The organism is Clostridium brassicae (genome assembly GCF_026738875.1).
In the GTDB taxonomy this organism is placed as follows: domain Bacteria; phylum Bacillota; class Clostridia; order Clostridiales; family Clostridiaceae; genus Clostridium_H; species Clostridium_H brassicae.
In genome coordinates this window covers 126,969-151,386 of sequence record NZ_JAPQFJ010000003.1, presented here as the reverse complement: position 1 = coordinate 151,386, position 24,418 = coordinate 126,969, and the positions used below count along the sequence as shown (strand labels likewise).

Annotated in this window: 24 protein-coding genes and 2 tRNA genes; 2 read left to right on the top strand and 24 right to left on the bottom strand. The window is 29.7% G+C overall.

Features of this window, described 5'->3' with window-relative positions; translation table 11 throughout:
* Nucleotides 1–48: 48 nt before the first annotated feature.
* The 20 genes from OW729_RS04160 to polA form a co-directional block, all read right to left on the bottom strand.
* Entirely contained in the window at nt 49–420 is a 372-nt protein-coding gene (locus OW729_RS04160) for a methylglyoxal synthase (RefSeq protein ID WP_268060194.1), read from the bottom strand.
* 11 nt (nt 421–431) lie between these two features.
* A complete protein-coding gene (gene rodA / locus OW729_RS04155) occupies nt 432–1,550 on the bottom strand; it encodes a rod shape-determining protein RodA (RefSeq protein WP_268060193.1) in 1,119 nt (372 codons plus the stop codon).
* A 94-nt stretch (nt 1,551–1,644) separates the two neighbouring features.
* Nucleotides 1,645–1,911: a cell division topological specificity factor MinE gene (minE, locus tag OW729_RS04150; protein ID WP_268060192.1), complete on the bottom strand. Its 267-nt coding sequence runs from the start codon at nt 1,909–1,911 to the stop codon at nt 1,645–1,647.
* A gap of 10 nt (nt 1,912–1,921) precedes the next feature.
* Nucleotides 1,922–2,722 carry a septum site-determining protein MinD gene (gene minD / locus OW729_RS04145; RefSeq protein WP_268060191.1) on the bottom strand — a complete coding sequence of 267 codons (801 nt, stop codon included), beginning with the start codon at nt 2,720–2,722 and terminating at the stop codon, nt 1,922–1,924.
* A gap of 15 nt (nt 2,723–2,737) precedes the next feature.
* A complete protein-coding gene (minC, locus tag OW729_RS04140) occupies nt 2,738–3,370 on the bottom strand; it encodes a septum site-determining protein MinC (protein ID WP_268060190.1) in 633 nt (210 codons plus the stop codon).
* 179 nt (nt 3,371–3,549) lie between these two features.
* Entirely contained in the window at nt 3,550–6,555 is a 3,006-nt protein-coding gene (locus OW729_RS04135) for a penicillin-binding transpeptidase domain-containing protein (protein ID WP_268060398.1), read from the bottom strand.
* 101 nt (nt 6,556–6,656) lie between these two features.
* Nucleotides 6,657–7,148, bottom strand: coding sequence for a rod shape-determining protein MreD (mreD, locus tag OW729_RS04130; protein WP_268060189.1), 492 nt, complete (start codon nt 7,146–7,148; stop codon nt 6,657–6,659).
* Nucleotides 7,149–7,157: 9 nt separating this feature from the next.
* Nucleotides 7,158–8,009: a rod shape-determining protein MreC gene (mreC, locus tag OW729_RS04125; protein WP_268060188.1), complete on the bottom strand. Its 852-nt coding sequence runs from the start codon at nt 8,007–8,009 to the stop codon at nt 7,158–7,160.
* A gap of 4 nt (nt 8,010–8,013) precedes the next feature.
* Entirely contained in the window at nt 8,014–9,201 is a 1,188-nt protein-coding gene (locus OW729_RS04120) for a rod shape-determining protein (RefSeq protein ID WP_326498351.1), read from the bottom strand.
* A 24-nt stretch (nt 9,202–9,225) separates the two neighbouring features.
* On the bottom strand, nt 9,226–9,912 hold the full coding sequence (gene radC / locus OW729_RS04115; protein ID WP_268060187.1) for a RadC family protein: 687 nt from the start codon (nt 9,910–9,912) through the stop codon (nt 9,226–9,228).
* A 14-nt stretch (nt 9,913–9,926) separates the two neighbouring features.
* On the bottom strand, nt 9,927–10,502 hold the full coding sequence (locus OW729_RS04110) for a Maf-like protein (RefSeq protein WP_268060186.1): 576 nt from the start codon (nt 10,500–10,502) through the stop codon (nt 9,927–9,929).
* 10 nt (nt 10,503–10,512) lie between these two features.
* Nucleotides 10,513–10,746 carry a DUF4321 domain-containing protein gene (locus OW729_RS04105; RefSeq protein WP_268060396.1) on the bottom strand — a complete coding sequence of 78 codons (234 nt, stop codon included), beginning with the start codon at nt 10,744–10,746 and terminating at the stop codon, nt 10,513–10,515.
* A gap of 259 nt (nt 10,747–11,005) precedes the next feature.
* The gene (locus tag OW729_RS04100) at nt 11,006–11,734 is read right to left on the bottom strand and encodes an SPOR domain-containing protein (protein WP_268060185.1); all 729 of its coding nucleotides are present in this window, start codon (nt 11,732–11,734) and stop codon (nt 11,006–11,008) included.
* 291 nt (nt 11,735–12,025) lie between these two features.
* Nucleotides 12,026–12,595: a C40 family peptidase gene (locus OW729_RS04095; RefSeq protein ID WP_268060184.1), complete on the bottom strand. Its 570-nt coding sequence runs from the start codon at nt 12,593–12,595 to the stop codon at nt 12,026–12,028.
* Between the two features lie 121 nt (nt 12,596–12,716).
* The gene (locus OW729_RS04090) at nt 12,717–13,229 is read right to left on the bottom strand and encodes a GNAT family N-acetyltransferase (protein WP_268060183.1); all 513 of its coding nucleotides are present in this window, start codon (nt 13,227–13,229) and stop codon (nt 12,717–12,719) included.
* A 209-nt stretch (nt 13,230–13,438) separates the two neighbouring features.
* Nucleotides 13,439–13,873, bottom strand: a complete 435-nt coding sequence (locus OW729_RS04085; RefSeq protein WP_268060182.1) for an ACT domain-containing protein — start codon at nt 13,871–13,873, stop codon at nt 13,439–13,441.
* 128 nt (nt 13,874–14,001) lie between these two features.
* A tRNA-Leu gene (locus OW729_RS04080) sits at nt 14,002–14,086 on the bottom strand.
* A 98-nt stretch (nt 14,087–14,184) separates the two neighbouring features.
* Nucleotides 14,185–14,760 carry a lytic transglycosylase domain-containing protein gene (locus OW729_RS04075; RefSeq protein ID WP_268060181.1) on the bottom strand — a complete coding sequence of 192 codons (576 nt, stop codon included), beginning with the start codon at nt 14,758–14,760 and terminating at the stop codon, nt 14,185–14,187.
* Nucleotides 14,738–15,364, bottom strand: a complete 627-nt coding sequence (gene coaE / locus OW729_RS04070; RefSeq protein ID WP_268060180.1) for a dephospho-CoA kinase — start codon at nt 15,362–15,364, stop codon at nt 14,738–14,740. The genes OW729_RS04075 and coaE overlap by 23 nt, the downstream gene beginning before the upstream one ends.
* Nucleotides 15,365–15,421: 57 nt before the next feature.
* The gene (gene polA, locus OW729_RS04065) at nt 15,422–18,076 is read right to left on the bottom strand and encodes a DNA polymerase I (RefSeq protein ID WP_268060179.1); all 2,655 of its coding nucleotides are present in this window, start codon (nt 18,074–18,076) and stop codon (nt 15,422–15,424) included.
* A gap of 366 nt (nt 18,077–18,442) precedes the next feature.
* Between polA and OW729_RS04060 the strand changes: the two genes are divergently transcribed.
* Nucleotides 18,443–19,237 carry a TIGR00266 family protein gene (locus tag OW729_RS04060; RefSeq protein WP_268060178.1) on the top strand — a complete coding sequence of 265 codons (795 nt, stop codon included), beginning with the start codon at nt 18,443–18,445 and terminating at the stop codon, nt 19,235–19,237.
* 305 nt (nt 19,238–19,542) lie between these two features.
* Here OW729_RS04060 and OW729_RS04055 read toward each other — a convergent pair whose 3' ends face one another.
* Nucleotides 19,543–20,712, bottom strand: a complete 1,170-nt coding sequence (locus OW729_RS04055) for a YibE/F family protein (protein ID WP_268060177.1) — start codon at nt 20,710–20,712, stop codon at nt 19,543–19,545.
* Nucleotides 20,713–20,865: 153 nt separating this feature from the next.
* On the opposite strand from OW729_RS04055, the gene OW729_RS04050 reads away from it, so the two are divergent.
* A tRNA-Leu gene (locus OW729_RS04050) sits at nt 20,866–20,952 on the top strand.
* Nucleotides 20,953–21,131: 179 nt separating this feature from the next.
* Here OW729_RS04050 and OW729_RS04045 read toward each other — a convergent pair.
* The 3 genes from OW729_RS04045 to arsA all read right to left on the bottom strand — a co-directional run bounded on the left by OW729_RS04045 (nt 21,132) and on the right by arsA (nt 24,415).
* A complete protein-coding gene (locus OW729_RS04045) occupies nt 21,132–21,389 on the bottom strand; it encodes a hypothetical protein (protein WP_268060176.1) in 258 nt (85 codons plus the stop codon).
* Between the two features lie 124 nt (nt 21,390–21,513).
* Nucleotides 21,514–22,569 (bottom strand): ACR3 family arsenite efflux transporter, encoded by a 1,056-nt coding sequence (gene arsB / locus OW729_RS04040; RefSeq protein WP_268060175.1) that lies wholly within the window; start codon nt 22,567–22,569, stop codon nt 21,514–21,516.
* 100 nt (nt 22,570–22,669) lie between these two features.
* Nucleotides 22,670–24,415, bottom strand: a complete 1,746-nt coding sequence (arsA, locus tag OW729_RS04035; RefSeq protein WP_268060174.1) for an arsenical pump-driving ATPase — start codon at nt 24,413–24,415, stop codon at nt 22,670–22,672.
* Nucleotides 24,416–24,418 lie beyond the last annotated feature (3 nt).

Genomic DNA, 24,418 nt, shown 5'->3' with positions numbered 1-24,418 from the left:
AATACCTTGTTTAAAAGCTCTTTTAGTAATTGACAACTACTGATTATACTATCTCTTTGTAGTAAGAGCTTTTACAAAAACTTCAGCACTTCCGATATTTGTAGCAAGTGGAACTCCATGAACATCACAAATTCTTAAAAGTGCAGAAACATCTGGTTCGTGAGGTTGCGCTGTTAGAGGATCTCTTAAAAATATAACCATGTCCATTTCCCCTGTAGCAACTCTTGCTCCTATCTGCTGATCTCCTCCTAAAGGCCCAGATAAAAATCTGTGAACATTAAGCTCTACTTTTTCACCTATAAGTTTTCCAGTAGTCCCTGTTGCAAAAAGCTCATGATTTTTAAATACTTCTCTATACCTTTTTACTAAATCAATTAATTCTTCTTTTCTGTTGTCATGTGCAACTAATGCTATTCTCATATTTTCTCCCCCTAGAAATTAATTTTTTTCTTTCGCATACCTATATTTAAAACTAGTCCTATAGACATGAAACTAGAAAGCATAGAACTTCCACCGTAACTCATAAGAGGAAGAGTTATTCCTGTAATTGGCATAATCCCTATAGTCATACCAACATTTTGTAATATAGAAAATAAAAATGTTGAAATAACTCCTACAGTCACTATAGATCCAAATGCATCTTTTGAGTTCTTAGCTATACCAATGAATTTATATAGCATAATACCGTAAAGAAATAATAATAATAATGAACCTATGAGCCCCCATTCATTACCTACTACCGAAAATATAAAGTCTGTATGAGCCTCTGGAACATTGCTACTAGCTATCTGGAGTCCATTTGTAAAACCTTCACCAGTTATCTTTCCTGATCCAATAGCCATTAAAGATTGATTTCTTTGAAAACTCATTCCTTTATCATAAGCTGATGGATTTATGAATGATTTTAATCTAAGCTTCCAATAAGCTTTCATAAGAGGGGAATTCCATATAATCGCTATAAGACCTACAATTCCTCCTAATCCACCAAATATAACTTTTAACTTAAGCCCTGCAATAAAGAAAATTCCAAGAGCTATAAAAAATGTAACCATAGTCATTCCCATATCTGGTTGAGTAACTATTAAAATCATAGGTAAAACAGCATAAGCTGCTATCTTAAAAAAATTTTTTGGCTCGTTTATACTGCCCTCCATCTCATTGATAAGCTTTGCAAGCATCAATATCATTCCAAGCTTAGCAAATTCAGAAGGCTGAATCGCTCTAGATCCTATACCTATCCATGAATTAGCACCTTTACGTGTACCTCCAAGAAGAAACTTATTTAATAAAAGCAGTGCAATTCCACCCCAATATAGTATGGGAGCATAGTTAATTATTATGTTATAATCTACCAATAAAATAATATATATCACTACCAAACCTAATAGTAGCCACATGAATTGAAGCTTAAAAAAATAAATTCCTGATTTTCTAAAAGTAGCGCTATATATATTTATGCAACTAAAAAGAACTATAAGTATCGCAGTTATTATTATCCCAAAGTCCAATTCTCTTAATAATTTTTTGCTAATTTTTAATTTTTCAAGCACTGTTATCCCTCCATCATACATAAAGATTATATCACATAAATGCAAAAAAGCTATGTATAAATTTTAAATTATACATAGCTTTTAAATTTTTCAATTATCTTTCTTTCATTTTTCTTATTGGAATACTTGCTATCAAAGCTGGAGAGCCCCCCTCAATTTCTTCCTCTTTAGTTAAACGTACATCTATAGTTCCATTGTCTATTTCTACATATTTAGATATAACTGCTAAAATATCACTCTTCATCATATCCAAAAGTTCTGGTGAGATACTCGCTCTATCATGAATCAATATCAATTTTAATCTATCTTTCGCCACTTCTTTCGAAGAAGGTTTACCTGAAAAAAATCTTAAAAAGTCCATGTAATACCCCCTATTTAAACTTGAATATTTTCTTTATAGATGCTAGAAATCCTGTTTGTGAACTACTACTTTGTTGTGTAAAGGGGATATCTTCTCCTAATACTCTTTTAGCAATATTATTAAAAGCTTGCCCTGCCATTGCTCTATTATTTAATACAACAGGTTCCCCTTTGTTAGTAGCAACAGTTATTTCTTCGTCAGAAGGCACAACTCCTATCAATTTTATTGCTAAGCTATCAAGAATATCACTTACATCTAACATATCTCCTCTTTTTACCATCTCATAATCTAACCTATTTACAATTAAATGATGATTGTCCAAACCTTTTGCATCAAGCTTTCCTATGACTCTGTCTGCATCTCTTACTGAAGTAACCTCTGGATTCACTATTACAATAGCTCTATCTGCTCCTATTATAGCATTTTCAAAGCCTTGTTCTATTCCAGCAGGACAATCAATAAGTATGTAATCAAATTCCTCTTTTAATTCTTTTATTAGCTTCAACATATGTCCAGTAGTCACTTCATTTTTATCCCTAGTTTGTGCTGTAGGTAATAAAAATAAATTAGGAAATCTTTTGTCTTTAATAAGTGCTTGCTTTAATCTGCATCTCTCTTCAACTACATCTAAAAGAGTGAATACAATTCTGTTTTCAAGTCCCATAAGAACATCTAAATTTCTAAGTCCTGTGTCTCCATCTACAACTACTACTTTTTTACCAAGTGCAGCTAATGCTGTTCCAAGATTAGCAGTGGTTGTTGTTTTACCTACTCCACCTTTACCTGATGTTATTACAATGGCTTCACTCATATACATTTTCCTCCACTACAAAAATTTATTAGGTAAATAAGGCTCTACTATTATTGTATCGTCTTTTATTCTGGCAACTTCAGCATAATATGTTTTTTCATCGTCTTCAGGAGATCTTGTCACTATATTTGCTATTTGAAGTATTTCTGGTTGTAATCTAAACGCTGCTATAATTGCCCTAGTATTTCCTGTATTTCCAGCATGTACATTTCCTCTTAGATTTCCAAGTACTATTATATTGCCTCCCGCATAAACCTCTGATCCAGGATTAACATCTCCTATTATTACAATATTACCTGAATATCTTATTATTTGACCACTTCTTAGCGTTTTACGATAAAATTTTGTCCTTCCTTCATACACTCCTGAAAATGATTTTACTTTTGTTTCTTTTTCATCTTCAAAAATACACTCCTTTATCATAAACTCGTCAAATAATATACTCTTTAATTTTATTACGTCTCTTTCACTTAACTCTGTTAGTTGAGTTGTAATTTTTAAGGTTGCTCCTCTATAAAACTTTTTTCCTACACTTAATTTATCAATAAATTCTTCAACCATTTCTTCAAAGTCTCTAAATTTATTCATATCAATTACAGCATTTAAACCATCTTTATTACCTTTAATAATTATACCATCTTTCACCATATAAAACCTCCCAAAGCCTCCAATATCAATATTTCAACATTTTTACCTTAATTCCTTCTAGTAAATAAAAATATTTTTTAAAATGGCTATCTTAAAATAGAAAACAACACAATATATTGATTGATTTTTAAATTAAAACTTCAATATATTGTGTTTAAAATTCACTTTGAGACAGACCATTAATTATTAAGGTTCATATCAGGCATGTCAACTGATGATTCTGTTTTTTCTTGATCGCCCTGAGAATTATTTGGAAGCTTAAAATTATACATTGGTGAATATCCTGGTTTTTCCTTCTTTATTCTCTCTTCAAAATATTTCTCGTAAATTGCTCTTGCAACATAAGCCGCACTTCCACCGTGTCCACCATCAAATATTATAACACAAACTGATATTTCAGGATTATCATAAGGTGCAAATCCTGTAAACACACCATAGGAAGTTCTTCCAAACTCATCTTGAATTTTTGAGAAAGTGGCAGAACCTGTTTTACCTCCATTGGGTATCGGGAAGTCATTAAAAGCCGCTTTGGCTGTACCATCTCCTGCTGTAACATCCTTCATTCCTTCTTTAATTGCCTTAATATAATCAGGATTAAAATTGTTTTTCTCTAAAACTTCTGGTTTAAACTCTTTTACAACCTTACCATCTTGATCCAATATTTTATCAACTAAATGAGCTTTATATCTAGTTCCTCCATTAACAAGTGTAGCTATATAACTTGCTAATTGAAGTGGAGTAAATTGGTTTGTTCCTTGACCTATTGATGCATCATATACGTTGTTCTGATTGTATATGTTTGAATAAGCATCTGCTATAGTATAAATTGATGCCATCCATGCTTTATTAACTTGTTCTAAAACATATTTTTCATAAGCCATTTTCTTGCTAGCATCTCCAGAATAAGTTTTTACATATTCATTGTAGCCTGCTTCGTATTTTTTCTTCAAATTAGCATCTTTATTTGATAACTGTAAAAACATATTCTTTATTTCATTATTTCCTTCTTTGGTCTTCTTTTTCATTTCTTCAACAATTTTATTCCTCAACTTTTCTTTTAACTTCTTTACATCCTCACTATCATTTGTTCCTTCTGTAATGTCCACTCCTATATAATGAGGTTTATAATTAGGCGTTCTAGCATCCGTTCCTGCCTTTAAAAGCCCCAATAAATTATTCATATATAAAGCTGAGAAGATTGTCTTACCTGATTCAAGATTATATACTTGACCAAATCTTTCAGGTATTTCTATCCCTGTAGCAGCCTTAGCCCCTTGAGGAGCACCAAGTCCAAATTTCCATGCATAATTGGCTATAGCATCAAATCCTCCATTATATTTACCTGCTTTAAATAATTTATGTCCCAATTTAAAGAAAAAGTTATTTATAGACTTCTCTATAGCTCTAACTAAATCAACGTCTCCAAAGCTATATGTATTCCAGTCTTTACCTTTGTATCCATTTTCAGTAAACATATAATCATCATGCATTGTGTCTCCTAATCTATATACCCCTTCTTCTAAGGCAGCTAAACCAACAAGTGGTTTAAATGTGGATCCTGGAGGCACAAGGCTCTTTGTCGCATAATTATACAATGGCTTTGGATATATATCATATACATCCTGTCTAATGGTAGAGTTATTCTTTATACTTTTATCTAAAGGAAACAACCTATCTATAACTTGATCCACAGACTTATTGGCATAGGCTTCTTTTGCTGCCCAACTTCTATTCATTAGGTTTTGAACATAGTCTTTTCCAAAAGCCTTTAAATCAGGGTTAAAATATTGAGCTTGTAGTTCTGGAGTTAACCTTCCTGGTACTGCAAATAAATTGGGGTTATACGTTGGATTACTTGCTAAAGCTAAAATTTTACCAGTTTTTGTGTCTATAACTACTGCTGCTCCTCTTGTAGCATTTGTAGTATCAACATCTTGCTCTCTTCCTTGTTTCTGCAGCTCCTTCATAACTGTATTAAGAGATTGTTCAGCAGTATTTTGAAGCTCATTATCAATAGTAAGTTGTACTGTTTTTCCTGGATAAGGCTCTTTTCTTCCAAGTTCTTTTATGATTCTTCCATATTTATTTATTTGTACTATTTTTGTTCCTTTAGATCCTTTTAGTGAACTTTCAAAAGCACCTTCTATCCCTGCAGCACCTATATAATCCGTATTTACATCATAGCCTTTTTCCTCATACTTTTCCTTTTGCTCTGAGTTTATCTTTGATAGATATCCAATAAAAGCTGATCCTAAATTATCATTAGGATAAACCCTTATAGGATTAACAGTAACCTCTATTCCAGGGAGTTCTTGATATTTCTGCATAAATTTAAAAGCAGTTGTTCTTTTTAAATTTGTTGCAATTTCTACAGGTTTAAATCCCTGAAAGCTTTGCATTTTTATTGCATCCTTAACTAGCATAAATCTTCTTTGTAATTCTAAAGGATATTTTTTTACAGTAACATTATATTTTTTAACTAAACTATCAAAAATATCTTTAGGCATTTTCTTATATAAATCTTTAAATAATGCTTCCTCATCTTTACCTTTTACTTTATACATTTTTAAATAATAATCTAGTGACTCTTCTTCCTTTGAATTATTATTCTTTAACTTCTTAAAAAGTTCTGTATATGTCAACTTATCTTCTTCTGCACTTATTTCATAAGTTTCTAATAAATATTTATATGTTTCTTCTGGTGTTTCTTTCATCAATTCTTCGTCTATTTTCTTTTTATCTGCATCCGTTAATTCTTCATCCTTTTTATTACCAAAAAGCTTTTTTTTGGCCTTAGTATCCATTCCCCTATCTTTTTTAAATCTTAATTCCATCCATCTTCTTGTTTTAGGGTTTTCACTATCAAACTCAAATCTAAATGGATTAATCTTAAGTTCAAAGTTGTCTCCTTGGCCCTTTTCTTCTTCTTTATCTAAGATATCGAATACTTTAATCATAGTATTAAAAAATTCTTTTTTACTTTCAGTTGTTTCAGTAAAAACAAGAGTATATCCCTGTTTACTTTCCGCTAATACCCTTCCTTTAGAGTCAATAATATTACCTCTTGGTGGCTCAATTGGAATACTCCTTATAGCTTTTTTACTTGTTTCCTCTCTATACTCATCTGCTTTAACTATTTGAAGATAAGCTAATCTAGAAGCTATTAATGAAAAAACAAAAAACATACAAACTATTAACGCAGTATACCTATTAAATTTTTTATGTCCATCATAATTTTTATTTTTTCTTTCTAAAATACTAAATTTACTCAATAGAAATCACCACTTTAAAATCTCCAATTTTTTATCATAAAATCTTTTTGACAAAGTTTATAAACCTTTTTATACATAAAAAGTGCAACTATACCATTATACACACTTGTGTATAATACAAATTCTATAGGTATGTGCTGCTTTAAAATATAAAGTATCACAAATATCAAAAATCCCTTTAATATGCTTATAAAAAAATTACTTAATACTGGAACTATAAACTTATCTTTAAATATATTTTTCCCTACTCTATTGGCTAAAAGACACATCAGCATATTTACTAACATGTTAATTCCTAAACTATTACAAAAATATATATCTTGTAGAAATCCACAAAATATACCTAAAATCAAACCACTCCAAGTGTCACTTATAATAGAATAACAAATTATAAAAACAAATAGAAGACTTGGATAATATCCTTTAATTTGCAAAAAAGGCATAAGCGAATTATCCAGTATGCAGAATAAAATACTTAACAACACTAATGTAACTGTTTTTTTCATATGATCACCTTAAAACTCATATTTAACTTCTCTTTCATTTGTTGGAACCACTACAAGTACTTCCTCCAATTTATTAAAATCTACACTTGGCTGAATAATAGCATTCTTAACTAATTTACCCTTATCTTCTTCTATTTCTATAACCGTTCCTATTTTTATACCCTTAGGATATAATTCACCTAATCCTGATGTTAAAATAGTATCTCCTTTTTTTATTTTAGAAGTTAAAGGAAGATAATATAATTTTGCAAGCAACTTATCATTATTATCTCTATATCCTTTTACTACTCCATCATTTTCTCTAGTACTATTAACTAAACCTGCAACAGCAATATTTTCATTTACCAACGATTGAACTATAGACACATTTTTACCTACAGAAGTAACCTGTCCAACCAAACCTTCTCCAGTTACAACTACCATTCTTGTTTTTATGCCATCATCAGTTCCTCTATTTATAACAAAACCATCCAACCAGTTATTACCACTTTTTCCTACAATATCACAGCCTACATAATTATATTGAGATTTTGTAGATTTAAATTTTAGCATACTCTTCAATCTTTCATTTTCTTTTTCAAGAGCATCATATTTTATCTCTTTATCTTTAAGTTTATTGTTTTCACTGGTAAGTATTTCATTTTCATTCTTAACTTTTGAAAAATTTAAAAGAAAGCTTACATTATTTTTAATTTTAGTATTAATATTATATATAACACCTTGAACAGAATTCAAAGCAACACCTATACCATTTTCTGCAGTAGATTTTTTATTTCTTGTGGATGTATATCCGATTAAAAGTAAAAAGCTAACTGACAGTACAACAACAGTTACTGTCAGCTTATTTTTAAAAAATTTCATAGTTCTATTTTCCGTTAAGCTTATCTATATTATCTAAGGCTTTACCTGCGCCTACTGCTACGCAGTCTAATGGTGATTCCGCTATATGAACTGGCATATGTGTTTCCTTATTTATAAGCTTATCTAACCCTTTTAAATTAGCTCCGCCTCCAGTAAGCATTATTCCTTTATCCATTATATCTGCTGCAAGCTCCGGTGGTGTCTTTTCTAAATTTGTCTTAATTGCATCCACAATAGCTGCAACTGGCTCTTTTAATGCTGATCTAATCTCTTCTTCTGTTATTATCATTACTTTTGGAAGCCCTGTCACAAGATCTCTTCCTCTTATTTCCATAGTTCTGTGCTCAGGTATCTCTACCTTTTCTTTACTTAAATCAACACTAGCTTCATTTAAATCTTCTTTGCTTTCTTCTGCATCTAATTCTGTTTTTTCTGTATCATTTTCTTTCATATCTGTTTTTTCTTCAGATACTTCTTCTTTTGAGGAAGATTTATTTGCATTTTCTTGATTAAGCTCCTCTAAAGTTATCTCTGTAGGATATGCTGATCCTATTTTGATTTTTACACTTTCAGCTGTTCTTTCTCCTATCATTAAGTTATATTCTTTCTTTATATAAGCTATAATAGCTTGATCAAGCTCATCTCCAGCTACTCTTAATGACTTACTTGTAACAATACCACCTAAAGATATAACCGCTACTTCAGTAGTACCTCCACCAATATCTACAACCATGCTTCCTGTTGGCTCATTTACAGGTAGTCCTGCTCCTATTGCAGCAGCCATAGGTTCTTCCATTAAATAAACATCTCTTGCCCCTGCACCTTTAGTTGCTTCTTCTATAGCTCTTCTTTCCACAGCAGTTACACCTGATGGGAAACAAACAACAACTCTTGGAGCTGTAAAAGCTGATTTTGAGCAAACTTTAGAAATAAAGTTTTTTAACATTTCTTCTGTAACATCAAAATCTGCAATAACCCCATCTTTCATAGGTCTTATTGCTACAATATTTCCTGGAGTTCTTCCTATCATTTGTTTAGCTTCTTCTCCAACAGCTAAAACCTTATTAGTCATTTTATTTATAGCAACAACTGAGGGTTCTCTTAAAATTATACCTTTCCCCTTTAAATACACTAATGTATTAGCTGTTCCTAAGTCTATACCCATATCTTTTGTCATTCCAAATAATCCCACGAATAATTCTCCTTTCAATACACGCTATATTACATATTTTTCTTTTAAACTTATATAAACTCCATTTCCTATTATTAAATGATCTAAAAGACCAATTCCTAATAGTTTACTACATTCATTTAGTCTCTGAGTCACCTTAATATCCTCACTGCTAGGAGTTGGATCTCCTGAGGGATGATTATGACATATAATGATGGAAGCGCTACTTCTTTTTATTGCCTCACTAAAAACTTCTCTAGGATGTACAATGGAAGAATTTATACTTCCCACAGATATGTCCTTTACTGCTATAACAATATTTTTGGTATTTAACATAATAACTCTTAAATGTTCTTTTTTTAAAGAACACATGTCATACATAACCATATTAGCAGCATCAGAAGGCTGTTTTATTTTATAGTTTTCGCCGGACTTAAACGTATTGAATCTCTTCACAAGTTCTACAATAGCTAGAATTTGTGCCGCTTTCGCTTCACCAACTCCCTTTATTTTCATAAACTCTTTACCACTCATGTTTAAGATTCCATTTAAACCCTTGCTTTCTCTTAAAATACGACTACTTAAATTTATAGCATTCTCCTTTAAAGTACCATTTATCAATATAGTAGCCAGAAGTTCACTATTAGATAGTACTTCAGCACCATATCTTAAAAGCCTTTCTCTAGGTCTTTCATTTTTAGGTAAATCGTTAATTTTAATAGGTATATTCATATATCCCTACTCCTTTACAAATTTACCCCCATGTCCCTTAGCATAAACTTTAATTTATTTAAAGGTAATCCTACTACATTATAATAGCAACCTTCAATTCTTTCAACAAAAACTCCAGCATATCCTTGAATGCCATATGCACCTGCTTTGTCCATTGGTTCTCCTGTAGCTATATACTTTTTTATATCTTCCTCAGTTAAGTCAGAAAACTTAACTTTTGTACATACATAATCAGTATTTAATTCTCCAGAAGTAGAGTCATATATCGCAATTCCCGAATATACTTTATGTACCTTTCCATTTAAAAGATTTAGCATACAAAATGCTTCTAATTCATTTTTAGGTTTACCTAGCATACGATCCTCATATGCCACTACTGTATCACTTCCAATTATAATTGCATCAGTATTTATTATATTAGAAACTGCTAAAGCTTTATTTTTTGCAAGTTCCATAACATACTCTGAACAATCCCCTTTAAATTCCACTTCACTTTCATCAAAATCACTAACAACAATGTCAAAATTATGTAATAATTTCCTTAAAAGTTCTTGTCTTCTTATAGAGGCCGAAGCCAAAACTATACGCACTTTATCACTCCTAGTATTTTCTATATAAGACCATAGCTAAAATAATCCCAACAATACTCATTAAATTCATGTTGAAATCAATACCTAAAGTTAACTTAATTACTTTCAAGTTCAATACAAGTGGGCTAGAAGTTCCTATAGGATATGCTATTTTTAAAAAACTTAATGTTTTAACGCTATTACCTAGAATATCTCCGATAAAGTTACCAGCAATGGCACCTAGTAGTATTACAAATAATACCATCCCTTTACTTCTCACCTTACATACCTCACTTAACCTTTTTATCCTATATAGTTTAACATTTAATATCTACTTAAACAAGTACATACCAGTATAAAAATTTATTAAATTTATATTAATATATTATTGTATGAAAGCTACAATATAGTATTAAACAATCTTTAGATTGCACTTTTCAAAACACCTAAAAAAGCTGTTGAAAATTTATTCAATTTATCAACAGCCTAATAACAAATTATTTCTAAATTATTTTATATTTTTATTATTTAATTCCATTTAATACTTTATACAAAAATGCATTCTGCTGTTCTATATGTTCTTTAGACATTTCTTTAGGTAAATTATTAATATTATTTTTCAATTCAATCAAAGCTTTATAATTTTCTCCTTCTTTATTTGTCTCTTCTAGCTTAGATGACCATTCCTTTATTTGGTTAGTATGGACTGCCTTTACTTTGCTATCATCAAGTTTGTGTATTATCTGTAAGTTGGCATCTATTAATTTACAGATCTGAATATCACATTCATCTTTAGGCTGAATATTAAACTTAATTTTAGAATATTCTTTTTTCTTACTATCTAAAAGTTTTAAAACTTTCTCTTCCTCTTTTTGAGAATATATTCCAAATATAACTTTAACCTTGTCCCCTTCATTAACCAAAAAAGTTTTTCCAAATTGATTCAATTCTTGTTTTAAAGTTTCTGCATTGTCCTTATTAGAAAACACGCCACACTGAATAGCTGAATACTCTGTAATATTCTCAACATTTTCTTGATTCTTTTCATTTTTATTAGTTTCTTTTTTTATAATTTCAGTATTTTTCTTAGGTGAATTTTCAGATGGTTTAATACTATTATTTTTATCTTTTATAAAAAAATTTGAGATAATAGTACCTGCAATAAACGCAAAAATCAAAATACCAGCTATTATAACTATAAAAAATACAAGATTATTATTTTTTCTTTTCATATCATACCTTGTATACTTCACTAACTATCCCCCCTACCCAAATCACTATAAATTTCTGTACACTTCAATTCTATTTCACAACATAAAAATATATACTAAAAACCCCAGCTAAATTAGCCAAAATTTTTAGTATATTTGTTAATATGTACATTTTTATCCAGAATCTTATCATTCTAATAATTTCATCTTCTTTAAGTGGGAGTAAGAATGACACAATCCTGTATAACGGCTTCTAAGGAGTAGCCCTCCTAAGAATTCTTTTAATAAACTTTCAGATGTAGCAAAAACTCCTCATGAAACCAATAATCTTATTTATTCTATAATTCTTCGTGCTGTAGAGTATCTCTGTCTATAATATGGCTTATCTAATTCACTTATAGTAATACTCCCTTTACCTGAAGATGCGTGAATAAATTTCCCACTTCCTATATAAATGCCTACATGGCTATTTAATCCAGTAGTATTAAAGAATATCAAATCTCCTATTTTTAAGTTTTGTTTTGATACGCTCTCTCCCAGCTCAACTTGATATCCTGTGTAATGGGGCAATGAGTATCCAAACCTATTATAAACATATAATGTAAATCCTGAACAATCGAATGAAGTTGGTCCTGCTGCAGCCCAAACATAAGGTTTACCTATAAACTTATAAGAATATTCTACTAATCTATCTCTAACACCATTACTTCCTCTAGATAATCTCTCTCTATCAGCTTGTTTTTCTGGAACTTTTAAAATCCTATTAATCTCCATTTTAGTAGAACATACATTAATATCCGAAGTATTTTCATGCCCTATATCTGCTAAAACAACCTGAGTATTTACATTAATTACAAAACAAAATGCTATTAATAAAACAAGTTTACGGAAATAATTATTCATTTTTTTCCTCCCAATCACTTGGTAAATAATTTTTCATACGTGAATTAAAAAAAGCGTGTATTTTAACAATTCAAAGTATAAATTAAAGTTTCAAAATATTCATTTACTATTATATAGGAATTTATACTGTTTTAGAAAAAATCATAAATGAATTATTATCCATACTCATATTTTTTTCTATAGTAAATCTTATAATACGAAATCTGTTTTTCTTTAAAAACTCAACACATTTCTCTTCCTTCTCCCTTACTTTAACATAGAACTTACATATGCCATATTCTGAAACAAAATAACTTATAACTCTATTTAGTATTTCTGTTCCTAAACCATCCCCCCTAAGAGAGTGGTCAATTATAATGTAAGTTATCCACACTTTGTTTGGATTCTTAAATTCAATTCTTCCTTTTAGAATACCTATTAGATTTCCTCTTCTATTTACCTTTAAAAAAAACTCACATTCACTAAAATAGTATTCTAAAAACCTCTCATAAAAATCCTTTTTGCAAATATTATCATTACCATATTGGCTTTTGGATAATTCTTCATTCACGTACCATTCATATATATTACCCAAATCTTGCTTTTCTATACTTAATATCTCAATATCTTGAAATTTGAATTCAATATGGAACATATTAAACACCTCTCGAAGTATTAATTTCTACACAACATAAAGATTTCCTCTAAAAAAACTTGGTCTCTAAAGCATAAAACTTTAGAGACCAAGTTCCTTATTAATTATTAAAATGCACTGCACATTATATTATTATATTAAACTTACTTTTCACTTTTATTACCACATAATTCAAGGGGGTATAGGTTACCCGATGTATATCCATACTATTATTCCATAGCAATAAGATCAATTTTTGCTACATTCTTCATTTCACCTATTTCCTCAATCAAAGTGTCTAAATCTATACTCATATTTGAAATATCAAATGTTATTGATACATTAGCTGCATTATTTATAGGGATATCTTGACTTATAGTTAATATGTTTCCGTTTACTTTAGCTATTTTGTCCAGTATTTTAGACAAAGCTCCAGCTTTATGAAATAACAAAAATCCTATAGTAGCTTTTTGAACATGAGTCCCCTCTGAAACAGAAAAAACATAATCTTTATATTTATAATATGAACTCCTACTTATCCCTACTGCTTTAACAGCATCAGTAATATCCTTAGCCTGACCAATTTTTAATAACTCTTTAGCTTGAACAACTTTGTAAAATACTTCTGGTAAAATTTTTGCATTTATTATTAAATACTTACTCATTGCTCCTCCTAAAGTTCATTTTAATTTTAACTTGAATATAAAAAACTAACCACCGATATATTAGCATGAATAAACGTGTGGCTACTTCCTAAACATATACAATTATCTTTAAACAAACCTTTAATAAATGGTGCAGGAAACGGGACTTGAACCCGTACACCTTGCGGTACACGCCCCTTAAACGTGCGCGTCTGCCGATTCCGCCACTCCTGCATAAAAGTATAATATTATTGTTTCTTACAAAATAATATTACACCACCATCTCACTAACTGTCAATACCACATATTAAATTTTATTTCAAAAGCATATATCAATTAAGTAAATTATGTTTTTTATCACTATATAAATATTTATAAATATTGTAATTCACTTTAACCTTTTTTACATATTTATCAGTTTCTTTAAAAGGTATATAATGAAGGTTTTGTCCGTCTTTAGAAGTTTCCTCACTTCTTAACCATTTTTTAACATTACCTCTTCCTCCATTATAAGCAGCTAATACTAAATCCATATTATTACCAAATTCTTTTTTCAAATCATCTATATACCAGCATCCCATTCTTATATTTAATTCAGGGTCTAATATCATATCTGGAGTGAAATTTTCAATATTCATCTTTTTAGCAATTTCTTTTGCTGTAGAAGGTGTAAGCTGCATAAGCCCAATAGCATTTTTCTTTGAAAGAGCACTTTTATCATAATTACTTTCTACCTTTATTATAGCTGCTACCATATAAGACTCTATATTGTACATAGTAGAATATTTTTCAATGTAATCATCATATTTTATAGGATAAACAACCCTTCCAATAGGTTTTATATTAGCCATTATAATAATTAGTACAGCTAAAATAATTATAACTTTAATCTTTTTTCCTGCCTTCATTTTTGCCTCCATTTAAAGTAATCTCTCTTAGTATGTCTTCTAATTGTCCCTTTGTATAATTTAAATCTCGACTATTATCTATTATATAATTAACCTCTTTTCTCTTATCTTCAAGCCTCATCTGGGAATTAATTCTATTATTTATCTGTGCTTCATCTAATTTATCTCTTTCTATTACCCTCTTTATTTGGATATCTCTATCTACCCAAACTAAAATATTATAATCCATTTCTCTATGTATAGAATGCTCTATTAATGTTGGTGCATCTACTATGCATAACTTTTCTTTCACACTATTATATTTTTCTATTCTATTAAATATTTCTTTTTTTATATAAGGAATTAAAATATTTTCAAGTTTTTTTCTAAGTTCATCACTTTTGAATATGTAATTTCCAAGCTCCCTTCTTTTTAAGTTTCCTTCATTATCTATGAACTCTTCCCCAAAAATAGCTTTTATTTCATGGAGAGTTTCTGGATACAAACTCAAAACTTCTCTTGAAATCAAATCAGCATCTACAACAGGTATATTTTTTTCTATAATCATATTTGATACAGTACTTTTTCCACTACCTATTCCTCCGGTTAGACCAACCTTAATCATATCCTTCCCCCTTTCTTTTTAAGGTGCTAGGTTCTAGCACCTTAAAACTAACACCTGTTATTTAGCTTCATACCATGTATTTCCTATATTCATATCTACTTCTAATGGAACTAACAGTTTAACAACCTTCTCCATTTTTTCTTTAATAATTTTTTTAATTTCTTCCATTTCATCTTTATATACATTTAGAATTAATTCGTCATGTACTTGAAGTATAAGAGTTGATTTTAATTTTCTATTTTTTAATTCCTTATAAACATTAACCATAGCAAGTTTTATAATATCAGCTGCACTTCCTTGTATAGGAGTATTCATTGCAAGTCTTTCTCCAAAAGCTCTTATAATCTTATTTTTTGATTGAACTTCAGGTATTGATCTTCTTCTATTCATTATGGTGGATACAAAGCCCTCTTTTTCCGCTTTGCTTATTATATTGCTAATATACTCTTTAACTTTTGGATATCTCTCAAAATAAGCATCTATATATGCTTTTGCTTCTTTTCTTGAAACTTTTATATCCTCCGCCAAACTAAAAGCTCCTATACCATAAACTATACCAAAATTTACAGCCTTGGCATTGCTTCTCATTAAAGATGTAACTTCTTCAATTGGAACTTTGAATACTTCTGAAGCAGTCTTTGTGTGTATATCACTATGGTGTACAAAAGCATCTATTAAATTTTCATCTCCTGCAGTATGAGCGAGAACTCTAAGTTCTATTTGAGAATAATCTGCTGAAAGTATTAGGCATTCTTCATTATTAGGCACAAATACCTTTCTTATTTCTCTTCCCATTTCATATTTTATAGGTATATTTTGAAGATTTGGTTCAGTACTAGATAATCTTCCAGTAGTAGTTACTGTTTGATTAAAACTAGAATGTATTTTTCCATCCACATCAATTACATTTTTTAAACCCTCTACATAAGTAGAATTAAGCTTAGTAATCTGTCTGTATTCAATTATTTTAGAAATTATAGGGTGCTTATCTTCTAACTTATCAAGTACTTCTGCATTAGTAGAATATCCTGTTTTCGTCTTTTTAATAACGGGTAGATCGAGCTTTTCAAATAAAATTTTACCTAATTGTTTTGGAGATTTTATATTAAATTCTTCATCCGCAAGATTGTATATCTCTTTTTCAAGAGAATCTATCTCTATCTTAAATCTTTCTCCAATCTCAACAAGCTTATCTCTATCTATTTTAAACCCTTCATACTCCATAGCAGCCAATACTTCGACAAGCGGCAATTCTACATCGTAATAAAGTTTCTCCATATTTAAATTTTTTATTTTACCTTCTAATTGTTTATATATATCTTTTATATAGAAAGTTTCTTTTATTTTTATGTCTTCTTCATCACCCTCAAAAGATTTCTTTATAAAGATTTCTACCATATCTTTTAAAATGTAATCCTTACTTGACGGTTCTATTAAATATGCTGCTATCTTTGTATCGAACTTAATAGATTTAAATTTAATATTATACTTATTTAAAATTACATAAGCTAACTTTGCATCATGACATATCTTATCTATATGTTCATTTTCAAATAGTTTTCTTAAAAGTTCTATAGTGGACTTTTCATCTTCGTCATAAAATCCTTTTAAATTTACAACATAAATTTTATCAATCAATCTAATGTATATTCTATTAAATTCAGCTTTAGACAATACATTTTCATTTAAAAACTCAAACTTTATATATATTTCTTCTTTTATATTTTCTATAAAACGATTAAATTCTTCTAGATTAGATATTTGTTCATACTCTATATCAATTTCTTCTAATTCTTTAGATTGTTCATTACTAAGTTCACCGTTATTTTCTTTGTCATCTTCTGTATCATTCATATTTTGTAATAACGATTTAAATTCAAGTTTCTGAAAAATTTCTTTTACAGCATGAATATCATAAGATTCTTTAGATTTTATTTCATCAAGATCAATCTCTATAGGTACCTCTGTCATTATTGTGGCAAGTTTTTTACTAAAAACAGCCTGTTCACTATACTGTGTTAAATTCTCTTTTAATTTTTTTCCACTTACCTTATCTATATTTTGAAGTAAATTTTCTATACTTCCGTATTCTTTAATAAGTTTATAAGCTGTTTTATTACCTATTCCAGGAACTCCAGGAATATTATCAGATTTATCTCCCATAAGACCTTTTACGTCTATAAATTGTTTAGGAGTTACTCCAAACTCTTCTATCATTCTATTTTTATCATAAATTTCTTTTTCACTCATTCCTTTTTTGTTAATAACAACTTTTACATTATCACTAGCAAGTTGAAGCGCATCTTTATCCCCAGTTACTATATAAACTTCTATATCCTCATTTTCCGCAAAAACAGATAAAGTTCCTATCAGATCATCAGCTTCAAACCCATCTATTTCAAAGATATTTATTGCTAATTTTTCTAATAATTCTTTGACTACAGGAAATTGTTCTCTAAGTTCTGAAGGCATTTTATCTCTTCCGGCTTTATAATCTTCATATTCTTTATGTCTAAAAGTAGGTGCTTTCTTATCAAAAGTTGTAACTATGTAATCTGGCTTAAGCTCTTCCTTCATTTTCAAAAGCATTTTTACAAATCCATATATTGCATTTGTATGAAATCCTTCTGAATTTGTAAATTGAGGAAGTGCAAAAAAAGCTCTATACATAAGACTGTGCCCATCCAATATCAATAATCTTTTTTTATTCATAAATACCTCCGTAATTAAGTTACAATTTAAAATAGTTTTTAGTAACCTTTACTATTTAGTTTACTCATTTTATTGCTTTATATCAACCAAAACAATTAAATAATTAGACTTTCTGATTTAAATTTTAGATTTTCAGAACCTTTAATATACTCTATATAAATATAATTTTTTTATAATAAACCTTATGGGAAAATAATTATAATAAACAATTTAAACATATAATAATAACTGATGTATTATATTTTATCTCATTTTTTACTATCTAAAACCAAGAATCTTATATGATAAATAACCTAATTATCCTATAAGGTTGTGTTAATTAATTATGGAATTTAACTTTATAAATAAAGGTTAGGAGGTAATGTAATGAATAATCATGAAATAGACTATAAATTATATGGCGATGATATGCAATTTGTAGAAATTGAATTAGATCCTAAAGAAAGTGTTATAGCTGAAGCTGGTGCTATGATGATGATGTCTTCTGATATTAATATGAATACAATTTTTGGAGATGGATCTAAAAATCAAGGTACTGGTCTTATGAATAAGCTTTTTGGAGCAGGGAAAAGAGTCCTTACTGGTGAAAGTTTGTTTATGACTGTTTTCACCAACGAAGGATATGGTAAACAACATGTTAGTTTTGCTTCCCCTTATCCAGGAAAAATAATTCCTATGGATTTAAGTCAACTTAACGGAAAATTAATATGCCAAAAAGATGCATTTCTATGCGCTGCAAAAGGAGTTTCTATTGGAATAGACTTCAGAAAAAAACTTGGTGTTGGCTTCTTTGGTGGAGAAGGTTTTATCCTTCAAAAATTAGAAGGAGATGGAATGGCTTTTATTCATGCTGGAGGAACTATTGTAAAAAAAGATTTGTCTCCTGGAGAAACATTAAAAATAGATACTGGCTGCCTTGTTGCTATGACTAAAGATGTCCGTTATGACATTGAATTTGTTGGAGGAATAAAATCTGCTTTTTTTGGTGGAGAAGGCTTATTCTTTGCTACAGTGACTGGACCAGGATCAGTATGGATTCAATCACTTCCATTTAGTAGACTTGCCGATAGAATTTTTTCATCAGCTCCACAAACAGCAGGTAAAAGAGTTGGTGAAGGTAGCGCTTTAGGATTTTTAGGAGATCTATTTGACGGAGACTAAATATTTTTTAATCCACACAATATAAATTTAATATAAATTAATATTTGTTTTAAGGTACTTGTTTTAAAACAATATAACCAAGCTTCTTTTAGTATTCCTAAATGATACGTTTTAAATTGTTGAGTTCATTATAATTTATACGAAATCAACAATTTATTAAAATATATCATATTTCAAGCATAGTTTAAACAAAAATAGGCTATGCTTGAAATATCTAAAATATAATTTTAATTTCAAACAAGCCTATTAATAAAATATAATATATTAATGAGAGTAGAACCATTTTAAGATAGTACATTTGTAAATTAATCTATATTTTGAATGTTTCTAATAAGTCTTCCATAGCTTTTTGATGGAACTCTTTTTCTAAGCAACCCAAAACATATAACTGTAATTGGAATAGAACTTATTAGTCCTATGCTACCTGACAAAGCTCTTAAAATTTCTGTTGCTATAGTTGGTTGATTAATTATATCTATGAAAGAAATCTTATATGCAAACAATAATATTAAGGATTGGAGAGAAGCTCCTACATAAGCTAAAATTAATGTATTAGACATGGTTCCCATTATGTCCTTTCCAACACTCATTCCCGCTCTCATAAGCGCTCCAGCACTCATATCAGGATTAGCTTCGTTTATTTCATTCATAGCCGATGTAATTGACATACTAACATCCATTATTGCCCCCAATGCTCCCATTAAAATAGCAGCAAACAATAATCCCTTATAATCAAATTTAATATTTTGAGGAATATACATAAGCATTTGGCCTTCTTCAGTAACATATCCTGTAATCTTAGCTAAATCTCCAACTGCAATTGCAATAATTCCTGACACTGCTACTCCACAACTTGTACCAATAATAGCAGTTATTGTTTTTCTACTACTTCCATTAACAATAACCAGAGTCACTACAGTTATAACTATAGATATGCATATAGCTGTCTTTATCGGATTATATCCTTTAAGGAGTAACATTGGGAATATCTTCAAAATAATAAATACTGTAAAACACAATGTAAAAGTAGACTTTATTCCCTTACTACCTCCAATTAAAATCATTAAAACTACAAATATAACTACCAAATACAATAAATATTTATGCCTATCATACTCATACATATACCCTTTTACAATTTTACCTTCATTTTCTTCTATTGAAAGTAATATTTCATCTCCCTTATTTAATAAATAGTCCTGAGCCACATTAGCAGTATCAATACTATTTACTATTACAAGACTTTCTCCTTTATGACTACCTGAATTTATTATAACCTTAGCTTGTTGTTCTTTTATAGAATCATTTTCTCCCCTTATTTCTTTTTCATTAATACCTAAAATTTCTAACACAGTAGCTTTTATACCATCTATTGATTTACTTTCTTTAATCTCCTCTGCAAAAGTAGTTATTGTACTAACCATTAATATTGTTATCAAAATAAACATTATTTTTTTCAATATACACTTATACAAATTTCTCCCCCCTTGCATTTCTTTAGTACATTGTAAACCATTTATTGCCATTTGTAAATAATTACCATAAAATGTTTTTAATTTTTCTGTAATTCAATAATTTTTAGTTATTGACTAATACCTTATTCTGTGATATTATAATAATCGTTCCATGCCGAAGTGGTGGAATTGGCAGACGCAACGGACTCAAAATCCGTCGCTGGCAACAGCGTGCGGGTTCAAGTCCCGCCTTCGGCACCACATGTATCAATGGGTAAAGGACTTTGGATAGAATATCCAAAGTCCTTTTTTCGTCTTATAAGCAATGCATAAGATAGAAAAACATGTTCTGATACACATTTGTAGTCAGAGCATATTTTTTTATTTCTAAACATGTTGTATATAAAATATTCTTATCTATCTTAACCTACTATCCTATATCAATTAAAACTATATTTATTTTTACACCATTTTTTGATATTTAAGCACACTTTATCTATTGCTCCAATTCCTGACTCACCCCAAACATGCGCTTTAGATAAATAAATTTCTATACAATCCAACTTATCATCAAAATCAAACTTTTCTAAGAAGTTTGTTGCTAAAGCAAAGATTAATTGTCCCTTCACTTTATATACTTTTTTGTTACCCTTTTTATCTATAATAATAGTTACTTTAATTTTTGAAATTTTCACCACAAAAGAAATATCACTTAATATGTCCTCCTACTAGAATATCCTCTATCATCTAAATTTATAAACCCAAACTAATTTATAAATTTAAATAAATTAGTTTGGGAATGTGTATACACTATTTAAAATATTACTCTTTAAACCATCCTCTTGTATTATTTGCAATTCTAACAAGAGTAAGCATTATAGGTACTTCTGTTAAAACACCTACTACTGTAGCAAGGGCTGCTCCTGACTTTAATCCAAATAAGGATATTGCAACTGCAACCGCTAATTCAAAGAAATTACTTGCTCCTATCATTCCTGCTGGTGCAGCAATACTATGAGGTAATTTCCATAGCTTTCCCCATCCATAAGCAATACTAAATATTAAAAATGTTTGAATTGTAAGAGGTATTGCAATCAATAGAATATGAAGTGGATTATTTAATATAATCTCTCCTTGAAATGAAAATATAATAACCAAAGTTAAAAGTAATCCCACAATAGTTACATTATCAAATTTCTTTAAAAACACATCATTAAAATACTCTGTCCCTTTATTTTTTATAACAGATTTTCTTGTTAAATACCCTGCTGTAAGCGGTATAACTACAAATAATATAGTTGATAAGATTAATGTGCCATAAGGAACTGTAACCTCACTTACCCCTAATAAAAATGCTACAATAGGTGTAAAAGCTATTAGTATAATTAAGTCATTTACAGCTACTTGAACTAATGTATATGCTGGATCTCCTTTAGTAAGGTAGCTCCATACAAACACCATGGCCGTACATGGTGCTGCTCCTAATAATACTGCTCCTGCTAAATACTCTGTTGCAAGATTTGCTGGAATAAATGATTTAAATACAACTTTTAAGAAAAATGCTGCTATAAGATACATTGTAAATGGTTTAATAAGCCAGTTAGTAGTACATGTAACTATTAATCCTTTAGGTTTTTTAGTTACACCTACTATACTGTTAAAGTCGATTTTTAACATCATTGGATAAATCATAAGCCAAATTAAAATAGCAACTGGTATAGATACATTGTAGTATTCAAATTTATTTAAAGTTTCAGGTATAATAGGTATAAATTGACCTATCATTATCCCTACTACAATACAAAGTGCTACCCATATAGTAAGGTATCTTTCAAATACTCCAAGACCTTTCTTTTCTTTTTTATTTTCTAAAGACATAGTTAATCCCCCCATACTTATTACACCAATCATAATAGATGTTAATTTACTAAAAATTCCACTACAAAATTTCTATTATCACTTTGTAGTGGAATTATACCTAGCTTATCAGGTCGTTAAGTTTTTCTCCCTTAACTTCTTCGCTCATCCACTCTATAACTACAAAATCACCTTTGGATATTTCATTCACCTTATTAATCCACTGAACTTCATTACTTGCTTTTACTTTTAAAATATCGTTTGTTGTATTTGCTGCATAGAAACTTGAATTAATAACCCACCACTTGCTGTAGATGCCAGCTCTATTTAAATCTTTTTGTAATCTGAGAGCTTCATAAACTGGAGTAGTTTCAGCTAATGTTACAATAATAACTTCTGTTTCTTCTTCATTTCTAAGCTTAGGCAAAAGCTTTTTAACTGATTCTGGGATATCTCCTTGTGAACGCTGAATTTCTTTATGATAACTTTGGGTAGAATCTAGCAATAACAATGTATGCCCTGTTGGTGCTGTATCAATAACTACAACTTCATTTTCTGACCTTTCAACTATCTCTGAAAAAGCTCTGAATACGGCAATCTCCTGAGTACAAGGTGATCTTAAATCTTCTTCAACATAAGCAATATCATCTTCGCTCATAGTTTCCCTTGCTTTACTTAGTACTTCTTCTTTATATTTTTCTAGTTCCTTTTTTTCATCAATATGACTTAATGTAATCCCATAGCCTTCATCTAATACAAACTTTAAATGGGCTGCTGGATCAGTAGTTGTTAAGTGTACCTTTTTACCTTTTTTAGCTAATCCTATAGCAATTGCAGCAGCTATTGTAGTTTTGCCTACTCCTCCTTTTCCCATTGTAAATATTACTTTTTTATCATTATTGTATAAATCTTCTACTACACTCTTTAGTCTAGGCATATCATTAGTATTTAATGTTGCTCTACTATATTTAACATTGTTACCTTTTAAGAACTCTCTTACATTTTCTAACCCTGTTACATTATAAGATCTTAGTGGAATTTCAAAAATTTTAATAAGTTTAAGTAATTCTGGTATGTCTTTTAATGCTTCTTGCTGTTTGTTATAAATAGCATTTGAAAGATAGTCATCATGTTCTTGAAGCACACCATTAATAACTAAAACTTGATTGTTTACTCCTATATCCTGAAGCTCCTTAGCTGCCCTTTCAGCTTCTTTTAGAGGTGATGGTTCAGGCCGAGACACAAGTATAAGTGTAGTTTTCTCTTTATCTGCCAAAGTACTAACTGCTTTTTTATAAATTTCTTTTTTACTTTCAAGGCCTGAAAGCTGTCCTAAACATGATGCCCCATGTGTATTTTCACTAATAAAATTACTCCATGCTGAAGGTAGCTGTAACATTCGTAGTGTATGCCCTGTTGGTGCTGTATCAAATATAATATGATCATATTCCTCTGCTGCCTTTTCATCAGTTATAAAGTTTGAAAATTCATTAAATGCAGCAATTTCCACAGTACATGAACCTGAAAGCTGTTCCTCCATATTTCTCAAAACTGCCTCTGGCAATTTTCCACGGTAAGGAACTATTACACTTTCCCTATATTCAGCAGCTGCTTCCTCTGGATCAAAATTCGCCACTACTAGATTAGGGGCTTCCTCTATAGTAACTCCTTTATTATTTAATTCTGTATTGAAAACATCTTGAAGGTTTGAAGCCGGATCTGTACTAATAAGCATAATCTTTTTACCCTTATCTGCTAAAGTTACTGCTACAGCACAAGCTGTAGAAGTTTTACCAACTCCACCTTTTCCTGTAAAAAACAAATATTTTGTTAAATTTATATCTTTAAGATTAAATTTTTTTAACATCAA